This is a genomic window from Rhizobium sp. Root1204 (assembly GCF_001424965.1).
GTDB lineage: Bacteria > Pseudomonadota > Alphaproteobacteria > Rhizobiales > Rhizobiaceae > Pararhizobium.
The window spans coordinates 105,591-121,435 of sequence record NZ_LMCZ01000042.1; the positions used below are offsets into that span (position 1 = coordinate 105,591).

General features: G+C 60.6%; 17 protein-coding genes. 12 read left to right on the forward strand and 5 right to left on the reverse strand.

Translation table 11 applies throughout. From position 1 onward, the window contains the following. Positions 1–3 precede the first annotated feature (3 nt). The gene (locus ASC96_RS28440) at positions 4–582 is read right to left on the reverse strand and encodes a shikimate kinase (RefSeq protein WP_037099760.1); all 579 of its coding nucleotides are present in this window, start codon (positions 580–582) and stop codon (positions 4–6) included. Positions 583–740: 158 nt separating this feature from the next. On the opposite strand from ASC96_RS28440, the gene ASC96_RS33490 reads away from it, so the two are divergent. From ASC96_RS33490 to ASC96_RS28470, 7 genes are all read left to right on the forward strand, one after another. Continuing rightward, positions 741–890, forward strand: a complete 150-nt coding sequence (locus tag ASC96_RS33490; RefSeq protein WP_037099764.1) for a hypothetical protein — start codon at positions 741–743, stop codon at positions 888–890. Next, complete coding sequence (xerD, locus tag ASC96_RS28445; protein ID WP_060506425.1) at positions 887–1,843, forward strand: site-specific tyrosine recombinase XerD; 957 nt, start codon at positions 887–889, stop codon at positions 1,841–1,843. The genes ASC96_RS33490 and xerD overlap by 4 nt, the downstream gene beginning before the upstream one ends. A gap of 79 nt (positions 1,844–1,922) precedes the next feature. Beyond that, entirely contained in the window at positions 1,923–2,876 is a 954-nt protein-coding gene (locus tag ASC96_RS28450) for an acetyl-CoA carboxylase carboxyltransferase subunit alpha (protein WP_060506426.1), read from the forward strand. A gap of 202 nt (positions 2,877–3,078) precedes the next feature. Beyond that, complete coding sequence (locus tag ASC96_RS28455; RefSeq protein ID WP_347360140.1) at positions 3,079–4,749, forward strand: L,D-transpeptidase family protein; 1,671 nt, start codon at positions 3,079–3,081, stop codon at positions 4,747–4,749. Beyond that, the gene (locus ASC96_RS28460; RefSeq protein ID WP_060506428.1) at positions 4,749–4,979 is read left to right on the forward strand and encodes a sulfurtransferase TusA family protein; all 231 of its coding nucleotides are present in this window, start codon (positions 4,749–4,751) and stop codon (positions 4,977–4,979) included. The genes ASC96_RS28455 and ASC96_RS28460 overlap by 1 nt, the downstream gene beginning before the upstream one ends. A 171-nt stretch (positions 4,980–5,150) precedes the next feature. Next, entirely contained in the window at positions 5,151–5,573 is a 423-nt protein-coding gene (locus tag ASC96_RS28465) for a YciI family protein (protein WP_060506429.1), read from the forward strand. Positions 5,574–5,644: 71 nt separating this feature from the next. Beyond that, positions 5,645–6,925 carry an RNA polymerase sigma factor gene (locus ASC96_RS28470; protein ID WP_060506430.1) on the forward strand — a complete coding sequence of 427 codons (1,281 nt, stop codon included), beginning with the start codon at positions 5,645–5,647 and terminating at the stop codon, positions 6,923–6,925. Here the strand turns inward: ASC96_RS28470 and ASC96_RS28475 are convergent. The 3 genes from ASC96_RS28475 to ASC96_RS28485 are packed head-to-tail and all read right to left on the reverse strand — an operon-like array spanning position 6,922 to position 9,978. Continuing rightward, positions 6,922–7,677, reverse strand: a complete 756-nt coding sequence (locus ASC96_RS28475) for a DUF930 domain-containing protein (protein WP_060506431.1) — start codon at positions 7,675–7,677, stop codon at positions 6,922–6,924. The two genes, ASC96_RS28470 and ASC96_RS28475, sit on opposite strands and share 4 nt — an antisense overlap. A gap of 20 nt (positions 7,678–7,697) precedes the next feature. Beyond that, positions 7,698–8,855, reverse strand: coding sequence for a GTP-binding protein (locus ASC96_RS28480; protein ID WP_060506432.1), 1,158 nt, complete (start codon positions 8,853–8,855; stop codon positions 7,698–7,700). A 28-nt stretch (positions 8,856–8,883) separates the two neighbouring features. Then, positions 8,884–9,978: a D-alanyl-D-alanine carboxypeptidase family protein gene (locus ASC96_RS28485; RefSeq protein ID WP_082512300.1), complete on the reverse strand. Its 1,095-nt coding sequence runs from the start codon at positions 9,976–9,978 to the stop codon at positions 8,884–8,886. Between the two features lie 171 nt (positions 9,979–10,149). On the opposite strand from ASC96_RS28485, the gene ASC96_RS28490 reads away from it, so the two are divergent. From ASC96_RS28490 to ASC96_RS28505, 4 genes are all read left to right on the forward strand, one after another. Then, positions 10,150–11,313 (forward strand): M20 aminoacylase family protein, encoded by a 1,164-nt coding sequence (locus ASC96_RS28490; RefSeq protein WP_060506594.1) that lies wholly within the window; start codon positions 10,150–10,152, stop codon positions 11,311–11,313. A 69-nt stretch (positions 11,314–11,382) separates the two neighbouring features. Beyond that, positions 11,383–11,847, forward strand: coding sequence for an Lrp/AsnC ligand binding domain-containing protein (locus ASC96_RS28495; protein ID WP_037099784.1), 465 nt, complete (start codon positions 11,383–11,385; stop codon positions 11,845–11,847). Between the two features lie 153 nt (positions 11,848–12,000). Next, on the forward strand, positions 12,001–12,852 hold the full coding sequence (gene kdsA / locus ASC96_RS28500) for a 3-deoxy-8-phosphooctulonate synthase (RefSeq protein ID WP_060506433.1): 852 nt from the start codon (positions 12,001–12,003) through the stop codon (positions 12,850–12,852). A 159-nt stretch (positions 12,853–13,011) separates the two neighbouring features. Continuing rightward, positions 13,012–13,374, forward strand: a complete 363-nt coding sequence (locus tag ASC96_RS28505) for a hypothetical protein (RefSeq protein WP_060506434.1) — start codon at positions 13,012–13,014, stop codon at positions 13,372–13,374. Between the two features lie 68 nt (positions 13,375–13,442). On the opposite strand, the gene ASC96_RS28510 is transcribed toward ASC96_RS28505, so the two are convergent. Continuing rightward, the gene (locus ASC96_RS28510; RefSeq protein ID WP_060506435.1) at positions 13,443–14,483 is read right to left on the reverse strand and encodes an NAD(P)-dependent alcohol dehydrogenase; all 1,041 of its coding nucleotides are present in this window, start codon (positions 14,481–14,483) and stop codon (positions 13,443–13,445) included. A gap of 220 nt (positions 14,484–14,703) precedes the next feature. Here ASC96_RS28510 and ASC96_RS28515 point away from each other — a divergent pair, with 220 nt between their 5' ends. After that, positions 14,704–15,642 carry an AraC family transcriptional regulator gene (locus ASC96_RS28515; protein ID WP_060506436.1) on the forward strand — a complete coding sequence of 313 codons (939 nt, stop codon included), beginning with the start codon at positions 14,704–14,706 and terminating at the stop codon, positions 15,640–15,642. Positions 15,643–15,845: the final 203 nt, after the last annotated feature.

Genomic DNA, 15,845 nt, shown 5'->3' on the forward strand with positions numbered 1-15,845 from the left:
GCTTCACTTCTTCGGCATGGCGGCAAGAGCGGCGAGAACCTCTTCCACCATCACCTCTTTCTTCACATCACGGGACAGCACGGTCAGATCCGCCTGTGCATAGATCGGATAGCGGGCGTGCATGAGGTTTTCGAGCGTCTGCTTGGGGTTTTCAGTTTTCAGCAGCGGGCGGGTGTCGCGCTTGTTGACGCGCTCCCACAGAACGTCGAGTTCGGCATTGAGCCAGACAGACAGGCCGTGCCGCTTTATATGCTTGCGGGTGCGCTCGTTGATATAGGCGCCGCCGCCGGTGGAGACGATGCGCGGGCCGGTGTTCAGCAGCCGCTTGATGACGCGGGCCTCCAGCGCACGAAACTCGTCCTCGCCATAGGCTGCGAACAGTTCGCTGATGGTCATGCGCGACACGCGCTCGATCTCATGATCGGAATCGACGAAGGGAACCCCGAGCGCCGACGCGGTCATCCGGCCGATCGCCGATTTTCCGGCCCCCATCAGACCGACGAAGACGAGGTTTCGTCGCCCGAGCGCGGCCTTCGCCCGCTCGATCAGCGCTTCGGAAACCGGTTCAATCACGTCGCTCATGCAGTTTCAATTTCCCCGTTCCGTTCCGGTATCGACAAATCAGCCGGAAGCGTCAAGACTTCACGGCATACAAGGCAACCGGAATCCGGTGCGATACAGCGGTTCTTGCACTTGCAAACAGGCATGGTCATATAGACCCCTGACCCTAGGAGTTGAAAATGCCCAGCCTGTTCCGGTTCCTGTTCATCTGCGCCCTGATCGCCGGCGTGATCTATGGAACGATGATCGCGCTGGTAACCTTCGTCAATCCGGTGGAGCGCGACGTGACCATCCGCATCCCTTCCGAGCGGGTCAACAAACCGCAATGATCGATCTCTCAGCCGCCCATATGGAATCCTTCCTGGAGATGATGAGTGCCGAGCGGGGCGCCGCAAACAACACTCTGATCTCCTATGAGCGGGATCTGGAAGACGCCTATTCCTTCCTCAAGCAGCGCGGCGTCAAGCCGACGGATGCCGCCTCCGAAGACCTGCGTGCCTATCTCCAGCATCTGGCCCAGCAGGGGTTCAAGGCCTCGTCGCAGGCACGCCGGCTGTCGGCATTGCGGCAGTTCTACAAATTTCTCTATGCCGAGGGGCTGCGCACCGACGATCCGACCGGCGTTCTCGACGCACCGAAAAAAGCCCGGTCGCTGCCGAAGGTGCTGAGCATCGACGATGTTTCAAAGCTGATCGGCCAAGCGGAGCAGGAAGCAGCGCAAGGCGGCAACGATCCTGTTGCCCGCCTGCGCATGCACGCCCTGATCGAGCTGCTCTATGCCACCGGCATGCGCGTCAGCGAACTGGTTTCGCTGCCAGCCTCGGTGCTTGCCCAGAATGGACGTTTTCTTGTCGTGCGCGGCAAAGGCAACAAGGAGCGCATGGTACCGCTGTCGCATGCGGCGATCCGGGCGATGCAGGCCTATGGCGCGGCGATGGCCAGCAACAATGCCGCCCAGGAAACCCCACCGCCGGAAAGCCCGTGGCTGTTCCCCTCCTCCGGCAAGGCGGGATATCTGCCGCGTCAGGTTTTTGCCCGCGACCTCAAGGATCTCGCCGCCCGCGCCGGCATCCGCGTTGCAGCGATCTCGCCGCATGTGCTGCGCCATGCCTTTGCCAGCCATCTTCTGGCCAATGGCGCCGACCTTCGCGCCGTGCAGGAACTTCTCGGGCATTCGGACATTTCAACGACACAAATCTATACACATGTACTGGAAGAACGGCTGCATCAGCTGGTCCAGAACCATCACCCTCTTGCCAAACAGGCGAAAAAACAGGATTAGGAGCGCCAGAACCCTTGGCAGGGACGACGGGATCGTCATGTCCGAAGCCACTGACGCAATATGATCGGAAACGCATCACATGCACAATTATCTCGATTTCGAAAAACCAATCTCCGATCTCGAAGGCAAGATTCACGAGCTGAAGAAGATTGCCAGCGAGGACGAGAGCATCGACACGGCCGACGAGGTCGAGCGTCTGGAAGTCCGCGCCCGCGAGGCGATGGCCGAAATCTATTCCAAGCTGAACCCCTGGCAGAAGACGCAGGTTGCGCGCCATCCGCAGCGCCCGCACTTCCAGGAATATGCCGCCAATCTGTTCACCGAATTCACGCCGCTCGCCGGCGATCGGAAATTTGCCAATGACGAGGCGATCCAGGCTGGTCTGGCGCGCTTCCGTGGCACCCCTGTCGCGGTCATTGGCCAGGAAAAGGGCAACGACACCAAGTCGCGCATCAAGCACAATTTTGGTAGCGCCCGTCCCGAAGGTTACCGCAAGGCGATCCGCGTCATGGAAATGGCGGACCGTTTCGGCCTGCCGCTGATCACCCTGATCGACACCGCCGGCGCCTATCCCGGCATCGGCGCCGAAGAGCGCGGCCAGGCGGAAGCTATCGCCCGTTCGACGGAAATGTGCCTCAACATGCGCGTTCCGATCGTCTCCGTCGTCATCGGCGAAGGCGGTTCCGGCGGGGCGATTGCCATTGCCACCGGCAGCCGCGTCTATATGCTGGAGCATTCGATCTACAGCGTGATCTCGCCGGAAGGCGCTGCCTCTATCCTCTGGCGCGACTCGACGCGTGCCAAGGAAGCTGCGACCAACATGAAGATCACCGCCGAGGACCTGAAGTCGCTGGGCATCATCGACGGTATCATCGGCGAACCGGTCGGCGGCGCACATCGTGATCCCGATGCCGTGATCGAGAAGACCGGCACGGTCATCGCCGACGCACTCAAGGAGCTTTCGGGCCGCACGGGCGACCAGCTGCGCTCCGACCGCCGCCAGAAATACCTGGCCATCGGGCGTCAGCTCTAATCACATTTGCCGGTTTTGGACAGTCCAGAGTGAAAACGGAGCGCGCGGTCCAACCTTGGCCATATTCGTGCGCTCTGGAACGCTTGCGGTAAGGCGCTTTTCTAGGGTTAATATTTTGTGAAGTATAAGGGAATATTGATTCCCTGTGGACTGCCGAAGCGGGAACGCCACGTTCGACAATTTTCTTGATGGACCTATGCCGATGCGTTTGACACATCTTGTTGCCACAGCCGCCATCGCTGCGCTGCTCGCGAGCTGCACCGCCAATGAGGCGATGGACACAGTCGACGTCGACCTGAAGAAGGTTTCCAGCAAGGTCAATTACCAGCTCTCCGGCAAGATCGTCCAGAAGATGCAGGCAATGAGCATGGCGAAGGACTCGCCGATCATGCTGCGCATCTTCAAGGAAGAAGGCGTTCTCGAAGTCTGGAAGGCCAATACGTCCAACCGTTTCGAGATGCTGCGCCAATACAAGATCTGCGCCTGGTCCGGCAAGCTCGGCCCCAAGGTCAAGGAAGGCGACCGTCAGGCGCCAGAAGGGTTCTATCCGATCTCCCCCGGTCAGATGAACCCGAATTCCAGCTATTACCTCGCGATCAATACCGGCTTCCCCAACCGTTACGACCAGGCCAACGGCCGCTACGGCACCAATCTGATGATCCACGGCGCCTGCTCCTCGTCCGGCTGCTACTCGATGACCGACGAGCAGATGCAGGAAATCTTTGCGCTATCGCGTGACGCCTACAAGGGCGGCCAGCAGGCAATCCAGCTGCAGGCCCTGCCCTTCCGCATGACTGCGGAGAACATGGCGCGCCACAAGAACAGTCCGAACATCGACTTCTGGAACATGCTGAAGCCCGGCTATGACCAGTTCGAGATCACCAAGCGGCCGCCGGAAGTCAACATCTGCGAGAAGAAATACGTCTTCAACCAGCAGACCGACGGTAAATTCTCGCCGACCGGTCAATGCCCGGCGCTGTCGACGCCAGCGGCAATGCAGGGCGCACTGGCGAGCTACAACAAGAAATACAACGACGACTACGCCAAGGCGACGAAGAAGCTTGACGGTCTGGTCTGGTATGAGCCCACTGAGGCCGAGCGCAAGGCGATCGTCGCCAAGCAGCGTGTCGGCAAGGAACTGGCTTACGCACCGACCGGTACCTCGCTCGACGCCGGCAAGCTGATGAAGGTTGCCGATCTCGAAAAGCAGGAAGCCCGCCGGGCCGAACTGGAAGAAGCCAAGAAGGCGATCGAAATCCAGCAGGCCGAGCTCGCAAAATCCACCCGCGGCGGCAAGAGCGTGCCAGTACCGGCCGAGAACCCGTTGCCGCGCCCGGTTGAGACGGCATCTGTCGGACAGGCGGCGGCCAAGAAGGGTTTCTGGGGAGGCCTGTTCTCCAAAAGCGCTGATAACGCGCAACAGCTGCAGCCAGCCGCTGCCGCACCTGTCGATACGGCCCAGCAACCGGCAATCGTAGCTGCAGCCCGGACAAACGGCGCGGAAGCCGTGCAGAAACCGTTGGAAGCCGCAAAACAGGGAGCCGCCACAATCCAGACTGCTCCTGTGGCCGAGCAAATTGCCGAGCCGGCGCCTGCAAAGAAGGGGTTCTGGGGCAGCCTGTTTGCAAAGGGCGGCAATGGCGCCCAGACATCTCAGCCTGCAGCCGTGACGGCCGCCAACGTTGCCGTTCAGCAACCTGTCGTCCAACAGCAGGTCATAGCCTCGACAAAGCCCGCCGCCACCGAAACGGCGAAAAAGGCCACGGAAACTGCCGCACAGACAGTGGCCAGCACCGAGGTTGCGCCAATCGCCGAGCAGGCCGTTGCCGAGCAGTCGAAGAAGCGTCCGTTCTGGAAACTCTGGGGCAATTGATGCCTGACAGCCTGGTCTATGACCTCAAGGGGCTGAAATGCCCCTTGCCGGTCTTGCGAACCCGCAAGCGCATGCTGACCGTTGCTCCTGGCACGCTGATCACGGTCGAGACGACCGATCCGCTTGCCATCATCGACATCCCGCATTTCTGCAATGAAGACGGCCACAGCCTGGAGCAATCCGAGACGCTGGCGGGCGGCCATCGTTTCGTCATCCGCAAGAAGGCTTGAGCGCTACCGCTTGGCCTCAAACCCTGTCTGGCGGCCCGCCCCATGCTATCCTGCCGATCGCGTTCTGAAAAATTCTTCAAAAACATTTGAATTGATGTCGATCGGACCACAACTCGTTCGTCGTATGATCAGGAAGGCCAATCCGGCGTCCTTCACCCAAGGGAGAATACGATGCGTGTCATGGTTATTGTAAAGGCGACGAAGGACAGTGAAGACGGCATCATGCCGACGACCGACCTCTTGGAAGCCATGGGTAAATACAACGAGGAACTGGTCAACGCCGGCATCATGATGGCCGGAGAAGGCCTGCATCCCTCGGTCAAGGGCAAGCGGATCGCCTTCGATGGGCCAAGCCGTACCGTTATCGACGGCCCTTTTGCCGAAACCCGCGAGCTGATCGCCGGTTTCTGGCTCTGGGAAGTCAAAGACATGGCGGAAGCCATCGAATGGGCCAAGCGTTGCCCGAACCCGATGCTTGGACCAAGCGAGCTGGAAATCCGCCAGGTGTTCGAAGCAGCCGATTTCGGCGAGGCGTTTACGCCGGAACTGGCCGAGCAGGAAGAACGTCTGCGCGAAAAGGCAGCCAAGCGCTAAAACCCGTCAAGCTGCGTCAAGCCGCCCCCCCCCGCTTGACGCAGGCCTTGCTCCTCGCCTAAGCGGGATGCATGGCAGTAAACGAAACGCATCACGCGATAGAGACTGTTTTCCGGATCGAGCAGGCCAGATTGATCGGCGGCTTGGCCCGGATGGTCAGGGATGTCGGCCTTGCCGAAGAACTGGCGCAGGACGCGCTGGTGATCGCCCTGTCCGAATGGCCGAAAACCGGTGTCCCCAAAAATCCGGGCGCCTGGCTGATGGCAGCGGCCAAGCGGCGGGCCATTGATGGCTTTCGGCACAAGAAGATGCTCACCCGCAAACATGCCGAAATCGGCCGCGACCTCGAAGACGAACGCGATACCAGCGTCGAGGATGTGGAAGCTGCACTGGACGACGATCTCGGTGACGAACTGCTGGGGCTGATCTTCACGGCCTGCCACCCCGTCCTGTCGGCGGAAGCGCGTGCAGCACTCACCTTGCGGCTGATCGGCGGCCTGACAACCGACGAGATCGCCCGCGCCTTTCTCTCCAATGAAGCGACCATCGCCCAGCGGATCGTGCGGGCCAAGAAGACACTCGGCAATGCCGGCCTGACCTACGGCGTGCCGCGCGGGCCTGAACGCAGGGAACGCCTGTCATCGGTTCTGGAGGTGATCTACCTGATCTTCAACGAGGGCTATGCGGCTACCACCGGCGAGGACCTGATCCGTCCTGCCCTGTGCGCCGAAGCCCAGCGTCTCGGCCGTATCCTCGCCGGCTTGCTGCCGGGCGAGCCGGAAGTGCTGGGCCTGCTCTCGCTGATGGAAATCCAGGCTTCCCGCCTCAACGCCCGCACCGCCCCGGACGGTTCACCGATCCTGCTGACAGAGCAGAACCGCGCCCATTGGGATCAGTTGCTGATCCGCCGCGGGCTTGCTGCCCTTGAGCGCGCCGAAGCACTCGGCGGCGCCAACGGTCCCTATGCCCTGCAGGCGGCGCTGGCGGCTTGCCACGCCCGCGCCCGCAAGGCGGAGGACACGGACTGGCAGAAAATCGCCGGGCTCTACGACACGCTGCGCGAAATCATGCCGTCTCCGGTGGTCGACCTCAATCGGGCGATCGCACACTGCATGGCTTTCGGACCGGAAACAGGCCTCGCGCGCCTCGATGAAATCGATCCCGCAGCGGGCTTGCACGCCTATGCTCCCCTGCCGGCAGCACGAGGCGATTTCCTCTTTCGCGCCGGGCGGCTGGATGAAGCCAGGGTCGAATTCGAGCGGGCGGCAAATCTTACCCGCAATGCTCGTGAAAAAGCGTTCTTTCTCGGCCGCGCTGCCGCCTGCGGCCGTGGAGCCGTTCGCGCCGGCTAATCCGCAGGGCCATCGTCAGCCAACAGGTTGTGTTCGGCCCAGTCGCCTTTCGGAATCTCGCTGCCAACGGCAAAGGCAAACGACACGACCTGCTTCAGGTCCGGGGTCACCTCGCAGTTGAAGCCGATATTATACCAACGGCCTTTGCTGCGAAACGCGCCGCCATGGGCCGTCAGCTTTTGTCCGGAAAATTCGGTATCCGCCATCGCATAGGCAACCAGAAAATCCGGTTTCAGCGCCGCTTCCCAGAGATGGACCTGTTCCATCGCTTCGATATTGCAGAGCTGGACGATGCGCTCGGACGGTGCCAATTGCCCAAGCGTCTTGCGCGCCTTGGCGCTGCGCGGATCGGCCAGAACCTTTGCCGACCGCAGATGTGTTGCCTGAACCATGACGGGTGCTTGCGCAGGTGGCCGGTCCGTCGGCAGCTTGGCAAAATCTGGCGCGGGGCTTTCGGTTGATGGCTGAGACGACGCATCGTCCACGAGCTGAGGCAAGGGCTCAGCCGGGATTTGTGCCTCGGCAACCGGCGCCCTGCTTGCGGCTTCAAACTGTTGCGGCGTCAGAACATCGACACTGACGCTCTCTTCCGATGAAGGCCCCTGCGGGCGCGGCGCTACCGCGAGAAGGAGAGCAAGCCCGATCAGCAGGTGGAAGCCAAGAGAGGCGCTGACACTCCAGCCGCCGGGGCGGCTGGCAGCAGAGGCTGGCGCCCGCATGTTGCCGATGACTTCGCCCGCCTCGAGAAACATGCCAGCCCCTTGCCGGTGTGTTACATCCTGAGCCCGGGCACCGCGAGCGGATTGTCTTCCAGCGCCTGCCGGTCCGGCCGGTCGATACGCGGCTTGCCGGTGAAGGCGTCGAAGAGATCGCGCACGAACGCTTCCGGCAGGTCCTTGGTGATCAGCACCATGCGGGTGCGCCTGTCGGACGGGTCGGGCCAGGCCGCCATGCGCTGCGGCGTATGAAACACCGTCTGTACGCCGTGCAGGATCAGCGGCCTGTCCGGATTGTCCGACATCGAAACGATCGCCTTCATCCGCAACAGCTTTTCACCATGGGCGGAGCGCAGGAGGTCGACGAACATTTCCAGCGCCATCGGATCGATCGGCCGGTCATGCACGAGGCTGAACGAGCGGATATCGGCGCCATGCCGGTTTTCATCATGGTGGTGGTGATCGTGATGATGGTCATGACCGCAGTTTTCATGGCCACAATGGTCATGGTGATCATGATGGTGATCGTGGTCTGCCACCGCCTCATCCTGCAGCCAGCGTCCAACATCGGCGATCTTGGTTGCCGGGTCGTAGAGCCCGCAATGAAAGAGTTCGGCTTTGCCCGCTTCAGGCAGATCGCCATCGATCATCGGCGCGCGTGGATTGAGCGCTCGCAACCGCGCCTTCAGCGTGATCACCGCATCCGGCGTCGCAAGCTGCATCTTGCTGATCACCAGCCGGTCGGCCATCGCTACCTGCTTGACCGCCTCTTCGTGATGATCGAGCGTCGACAGACCATTGGCCGCATCGACGACGGTAACGACGCCATCGAGCCGGAAGCTCTGGGCGATGACCGGATTGCCCATCACCGACTGCAGCACCGGCGCCGGATCGGCAAGACCGGTGGTCTCGATAACGACGCGCTTCAACGGCTTGATCTTGCCGGTCTGCATCCGGTCCATCAGATCGGCCAGCGTATCGACCAGTTCGCCACGCACGGTGCAACACAGGCAGCCATCCGACAGCTCGATGATCCCGTCGCTCGATGCCTCGACGAGAAGGTGATCCAGCGAAACGTCGCCGAATTCATTGATGATCACGGCGGTATCGGTGAGATCAGGATCCTTCAGCAGCCGGTTGAGCAGCGAGGTCTTTCCCGCACCAAGAAAACCGGTGAGGATCGACACCGGCACGGCGTTCAAAACAGGGCTCATGGATTTATCCGATCAGTATGCGGGATGCTCAGAAGACGGGACGCGGAACCGGGACCGGCACATTGGCGACATCGCCCTGGGCGGCCTCCGTCTGTGCCTTGCCCTTGACGTCAGCCGCCTTCTCGGTGCCCGGGATAAGCCCGGCGGCAACAAGGTTCAGCGGACGGTTGATCTCGTGGATATAGGGCGACAGCAATTTCTGCCGGCCACCTTCGTCACGGTTTTCCGAACGCACCTTGGCAGCCTTCGGATTGCAGATTTCCTTGCTGACATCGGCGACCATGTCGCGGGTCTCGCCATAGGGCGCGATCTGGCCAAGGCCCGGCTTGCCGCCGCCGCTCGAGGTCAAACCGAGTTGAAGCAGTCGCGCCGACTCGTCCGCCCGCCCGCCAAGACTGTCTGCTCCGAGAACGACAGAGACGACCGCACGGCCATTGCGCGTGGCGGAAGAAACCTGATTGAAGCCCGAAGCGCAAATGAACCCGGTCTTCATGCCATCGGCACCATCGAAGCGGCCGATCAGCATGTTGAAGTTGGGATAATTCTTCTTGCCGGTGGTAAAACCCTCATAGGCGAAATACGGCGCGTATTCCGGAAACTCGCGCTTGATGGTGATCGCCAGAACCGCAAGGTCCCGCGCCGTCGTATACTGACCGGCACCCGGCAATCCGTTCGGGTTGATGAAATGCGACGAGGTCATGCCGATCCGCTTGGCTTCGGCGTTCATCTGGTTGACGAAGGCGGGCTCCGAGCCGGCGACTGTCTCGCCGATCGCGACCGCAATATCGTTGGCCGACTTGATCAGCATCATCTTCAATGCGCTGTCGAGCGTGACGGCCTGTCCGGGCTTGTAGAACATCTTGCTCGGCGGTTCGCCCGCGGCGTTTTTGCTCATCACCACCGGGGTTTCGAGCGTCAGCTGGCCGGATTTCAGGGCGCGGAAAGTCGTGTAGGCGGTCATCAGCTTGGTCAGCGAGGCCGGATACCATTTCTGGTAAATTTCCCGCTGCTCGTAGACCTTCAGCGAACTGACATCGACAACCAGCTGCGGATTGGCAGCACTTGGCAGGGTGGCAGAAAGCAGCGACGCGCAGGCGCCCGTCAGGACTGCGAATAACTTCAACGCGCCAGTCTTGCGAATTCCAGTTGTCACATCAAACCTCGAAATTTCGGGAATTGCCTCGTATCGTCCGGCTATTTAACCTATATGGCGAGGAGATGGCAAAGACCATTCTTTGTGCCGATGCCGAATATCCCGTATCCCATGCCCGCAATGGACCCACAGGAAGCCAAAATGCCTATTCTGAACCGCGCAGCAGAGCTCCAGACCGAAGTCACTGAATGGCGCCGCCATCTTCACACCAAGCCGGAACTGCTGTTCGCCGTCGAAAATACGGCAGCTTTCGTCGAAAATAAATTGCGCGAATTCGGCGTTGACGAAGTCGTGACCGGCCTTGGCCGCACCGGCGTCGTCGGCCTGATCAAGGGCAATCTCGGCGAAGGCCGCACCATCGGCATGCGCGCCGACATGGATGCGCTGCCGATGACCGAAACCAGCGGCAAGCCATGGGCTTCGACCACGGCGGGCAAGATGCACGCCTGCGGCCATGACGGCCATACCGCCATGCTGCTCGGCGCTGCAAAATACCTCGCAGAGACACGCAATTTCAAAGGCGCGGTCGCGGTGATCTTCCAGCCGGCCGAAGAAGGCGGCGCCGGTGGCCACGAGATGGTCAAGGACGGCATGATGGAGCGGTTCGCCATCGAGGAAGTCTACGGCATGCACAACATGCCGGGCATGCCGGTCGGCCAGTTCGGCAGCCGTGTCGGCCCGATCATGGCCTCGACCGATGAATTCAACATCACCATCGATGGCCGCGGCGGCCACGCCGCTCAACCGCATAAGACGATCGACCCGATCGTTATCGGCTCTCAGATCGTCAACGCGCTGCAGACCATCGCCTCGCGCACCGCCGATCCCCTGGCTTCAGTCGTGGTCTCGGTCACCAAATTCAACGCGGGCTTTGCCCATAACATCATTCCAGAGCAGGCCATCCTTGCCGGTACCGTGCGCACGCTGATGCCGGAAATGCGCGACATTGCCGAACAACGGATCAAGCAGATTTCCGAGAACTTGGGCGCCGCCTATGGCGCCAAGGTCAAGGTCTCCTATGCCCGCAACTATCCGGTCACGGTCAACCACCGCGAAGAAACCGGCCATGCGCTTTCGGCGGCGGCAAACATCGCGGGCGAGAATCAGGTATCGGGCGATCTCGATCCGATGATGGGTGGCGAGGACTTTTCCTACATGCTGCTGGCCCGTCCGGGCGCCTTCGTCTTCATCGGCAATGGCGATACCGCCGGTCTGCATAACCCGGCCTATGACTTCAACGATGAGGCAATCCCGCACGGCATTTCCTATTGGGTGAGGCTCGCCGAAATGCGGCTGGCGGCCTAAGCTGCTTTCGCCATTGAAGACATGGCGCGCAGATGGGTTTTTGCGCGCCGAAGGGTTTGGAGGCATCCCATGCATGAAATAGACAAGATCGACCGCCGGATCCTCAACATCCTGCAGGCGGATGGCCGGATTACCAATCTGGAACTGGCCGACCGCATCGGGCTTTCCCCCACGGCCACCAGCGAGCGGCTGCGCCGTTTGCTGAAAGAGGGTTATGTCTCCGGCTTCGGCGCCCGGCTCGACCCGCACAAACTCGGCTTCGGGTTGCTCGTCTTCATCGAGGTGATGCTGGACAAGACGACGCCTGAAGTGTTCGACAAATTTGCCGAGGCGGTCAAACAGGCACCCTCCGTGCTTGAATGCCACATGGTGGCCGGCGGCTTCGACTATCTCGTCAAGACGCGCTTCGAAGACATGAACGCCTATCGCAATTTCCTTGGCCAGGTGCTGTGGACCTTGCCGGGGGTCAAGGAAACGCGGACTTACGCCGTCATGGAAGAAATCAAGAACGACGGGCCGCTGCCGCTGGGCTGATATGCGCCGGCGCCGCCGTCCCGTTCCTCAATCTCAAATTGCAGCCTTCGCGAAATTCCATATTGTGCGCATCTGCGGTGATCAGAGGTGTGATTCTCGCTTCAATCCACAGAGTGCCGGCGCACCGCTGTGCCGTGCAAGGGAAAGTCGACCATGGCCGTAGCTCACCTGAAACACTGGAACATATCGTTTGGCGAGGGCCAGCCTTTGGCCGTTATCGCAGGGCTGAATGTTCTTGAAAATCTGGAGCTGGCACTGGGGGTCGGGCAGCACCTGAAGGCGGTGACGGCCGATCTCGGCTTGCCTTTCGTGTTCAAGGCAAGCTTTGACAAGGCAAACCGCTCCTCGAACGCCAGTTACCGAGGTCCTGGGCTGAAAGACGGCCTCGCCATGCTTGCGGAAATCAAGCGAACCTTGAATGTGCCGATTGCCACGGACATTCACGAAATCGACCAGGCAGAGGCGGTTGCCGCCGTTGCCGATCTGGTTCAAATTCCGGCGTTCCTCTGCCGCCAGACGGATCTGATCGTTGCCACCGCCATTGCCACGCAGCGTGCCGGTGGCCTGCTGCACGTCAAGAAAGCCCAATTCCTCGCTCCATGGGATTGCAAGAACATCATCGCCAAGGCGCGGGCGGTCGCGCCGGATCTCCAGATCGTCTTGTGCGAACGCGGCAGCTCCTTTGGCTACAACAATCTGATCGTCGACATGCTGGGTATCGCCGAAATGCAGCGCCTCGGCGTTCCGGTGACGATCGATGCGACCCATTCGGTGCAATTGCCGGGCGCCGACCCCCGCACCAACGGTGGTTCGACAGGTGGGCGCCGCGAGGGTGTTCCCATCATCGCCAAGGCGGCCGTGGCGGCCGGTGCCAATGGCGTGTTCCTCGAGTTCCATCCTGACCCTGACCGTGCGCTTTGCGACGGGCCAAGCTGCCTGCCGCTCGACACGGCTGCAAGCCTGCTTTCGACCCTGCGCGCGGTGCACCGGGCGGTGCGGAGTTAGCGCGGCGGCCACACGACGGCGGCCATCTTCGTGATGAAATCTGCCGATCTGGGGCTCCCCCGCGCACCAATCAGCACAATTTTGGTTCTTTTCAAACGGCCCTGATTGCGCATAGGCTCAAGTGCAGCTCGATCATCGAGCATTGCTTTGAGGGGTTAGATGAAAAAGATCATTTTCGCCGCAGCACTCGCGCTTGAGGCCGCGACCACTGCGCATGCGCAGACTGTCAACGCCGGAAAATACACGGTCGAGGGGACCAATCTTGATGGATCGAGCTATTCCGGCACGGCTGAAATAACGCTCGCCAGCGAAACCACCTGCGTGATCGAATGGGAAACGGCAGGCGTGAAGTCGACCGGTGTTTGCATGCTCAACGGCAACGCGTTTGCGGCCGGCTATGTCTTGGAAGACGCGCTGGGTCTGATCGTCTACAAGGTCAACGGCGATGGTACGCTGGATGGCAAGTGGACGATTACCGGCAAGGACGGCTCCGGCACGGAAGTTCTGACCGAAGTTAAATAGTCCGCCTTTTGGTGGCAGGACAATGAAAGGTCGGCAAGTCGAACCTGCCGGCCTTTCGTTTGAATGGATTACAGTGTCGCCATGTCGATGACGAAACGGTAGCGCACGTCGCTCTTGATGACGCGCTCATAGGCTTCGTTGACCTGATCCATGCGGATCAATTCGATTTCCGAGACGATATTGTGCACGCCGCAGAAATCGAGCATTTCCTGGGTTTCCTTGATCGAGCCGATCATCGAGCCGGCAATCGAGCGGCGGGACGGAACCAGCGAGAACGCATGGACCGGCACCGGCTTTTCCGGAATGCCGAGCAGCACCAGCGTGCCATCAACCTTGAGCAGGCCGAGATAAGCGTTCCAGTCGATCTCTGCCGACACGGTGCACAGGATGAGGTCGAACGTTCCTGCCAGTTTCGTGAAGGTCTCAGCGTCGGCGGTCGCGTAATAATGATCGGCACCGAGCTTCAGGCCATCTTCTTTTTTCGACAGGGACTGGCTGAGCACAGTGACATCCGCGCCCATCGCGTGGGCCAGCTTGACGCCCATATGGCCAAGCCCGCCCATGCCGACGATAGCCACCTTCTTGCCCGGGCCAGCGCCCCAGTTGCGCAGCGGGGAGTAGAGCGTAATGCCCGCACAAAGCAGCGGTGCCGTTGCCTCGAAGGGCAGGTTCTCCGGGATGGAGAGGACATAACCTTCCTTGACGACGATAAAATCGGAATAGCCGCCCTGGGTGGGTGTCTTGCCGTCGGCTTCGACGCTATTATAGGTGCCGACAAGGCCGGGCATATACTGTTCCAGGTCGACATCGCGGCTGGCGCAGGTGGTGCAGCTATCGACGAAGCAGCCGACGCCAACCCGGTCGCCGACCTTGAATTTTGATACTTTCGAACCTACAGCCGTAACGATACCGGCGATCTCATGGCCGGGCACCATCGGGAATGCCGAATTACCCCACTCGTTGCGGGCCTGATGGATATCCGAATGGCAGATGCCGGAATACTTGATGCTGATGACGACGTCGTCCTCGCGGGGTTCGCGCCGTTCGAATGTGAAGGGCTGCAGCGGCTTCGACGCATCCGTCGCCGCATATCCTCTTGCCAGGGCCATGGATCACTCCTTTATCTGATGAAGCGGGGATGTGATGGAAGCACAGATCGCCTCTCCCCGGAAGCATACTGGCAGATCGCACAGACAGAACGTTAGAGCAATCCTGCAAGATTATTGTACGATCCTGCAAAACATGTCGCCGCGGTTTTGCAAATGCACGCAGGAGGACTAACTTCCGGTGTGCGAGACACAATCTAAATAGCTGGAAAGACTTTCGATTATGACAGCTTCACGAACCCCACGCAGTCAGGAACTGATTGATCTTATTGCCCGTTTCGCCAAGGAAGATGGCGATCACCCAACGGCCATTCCGGGCGTCAGCGTGCATCGTCGCTCCGGAACCGGCACAAAATCCTGCGGCTCCTACAGACCGAGCCTGGCGTTGATTGCCCAAGGCGCAAAACAGGTGGTGCTCGGCGACGACGTCTATCGCTATGGCGGCGCCGATTATCTGCTGACCTCGATCGACCTGCCGGTCACCACGCAGATCGTCGAAGCCTCGGAGGACAAACCCTATCTGAGCGTGATGTTCGGCATCGATACCACGCGCATATCCTCGCTGCTGGAACACGCCGGCAGCGGCGGCACCCCTGCCCCCTCCGCACGCGGCATGACCGTGAGTTCGATGACAGTGGAACTGGAAGACGCGGCCATACGACTTCTCAAGCTGCTGGATCGGCCGGAAGACATACCGGCTCTGCTGCCACTGATCGAGCAGGAGATTATCTACAGGCTTTTGACCGGTCCTCAGAGTGCGCGCCTGCGCCAGATGGCAGTGACCGAAAGCCAGTCACACCAGATCAGCCGCGCCTGCGTCTGGCTGAAGGAACACTACGCCCTGCCCCTCAAGATCGAGGAACTGGCCAGCCGTGTCAGTATGAGCGTCTCCTCCCTGCATCATCACTTCAAGGCAATCACTGCCATGAGCCCAATGCAGTATCAGAAACAGCTGCGGCTGCAGGAAGCCCGCCGGCTGATGCTGGAAGACATGCTGGATGCAGGCTCTGCCGGCCATCAGGTCGGCTATGAAAGCCAGTCGCAGTTCAGCCGCGAATATGCCCGCCAGTTCGGCGAACCGCCGCTACGCGACGTCGGCCGTGTCCGACGCAGTCTGATGGACCGCTTGACCGGCGGCATGGAAATGTTGAGCGAAGGGTGAAGAGCGGGCGAAGTGCCAATCCTCGTGCTGCTACCTGCGGCTCCTGCGGGAGCCTGTGTTTAAGACACTCCTCCACTTCGACACCTAGACATCACGCACGTCCTGGCGCAAGGCGATTACAGACACAAGGTCCACGAAACGCGGTGGTGGTACGGCCTTGCCGAGGACCATTTGAACCCAAGTGATTTTGTTGAAGCGATTGC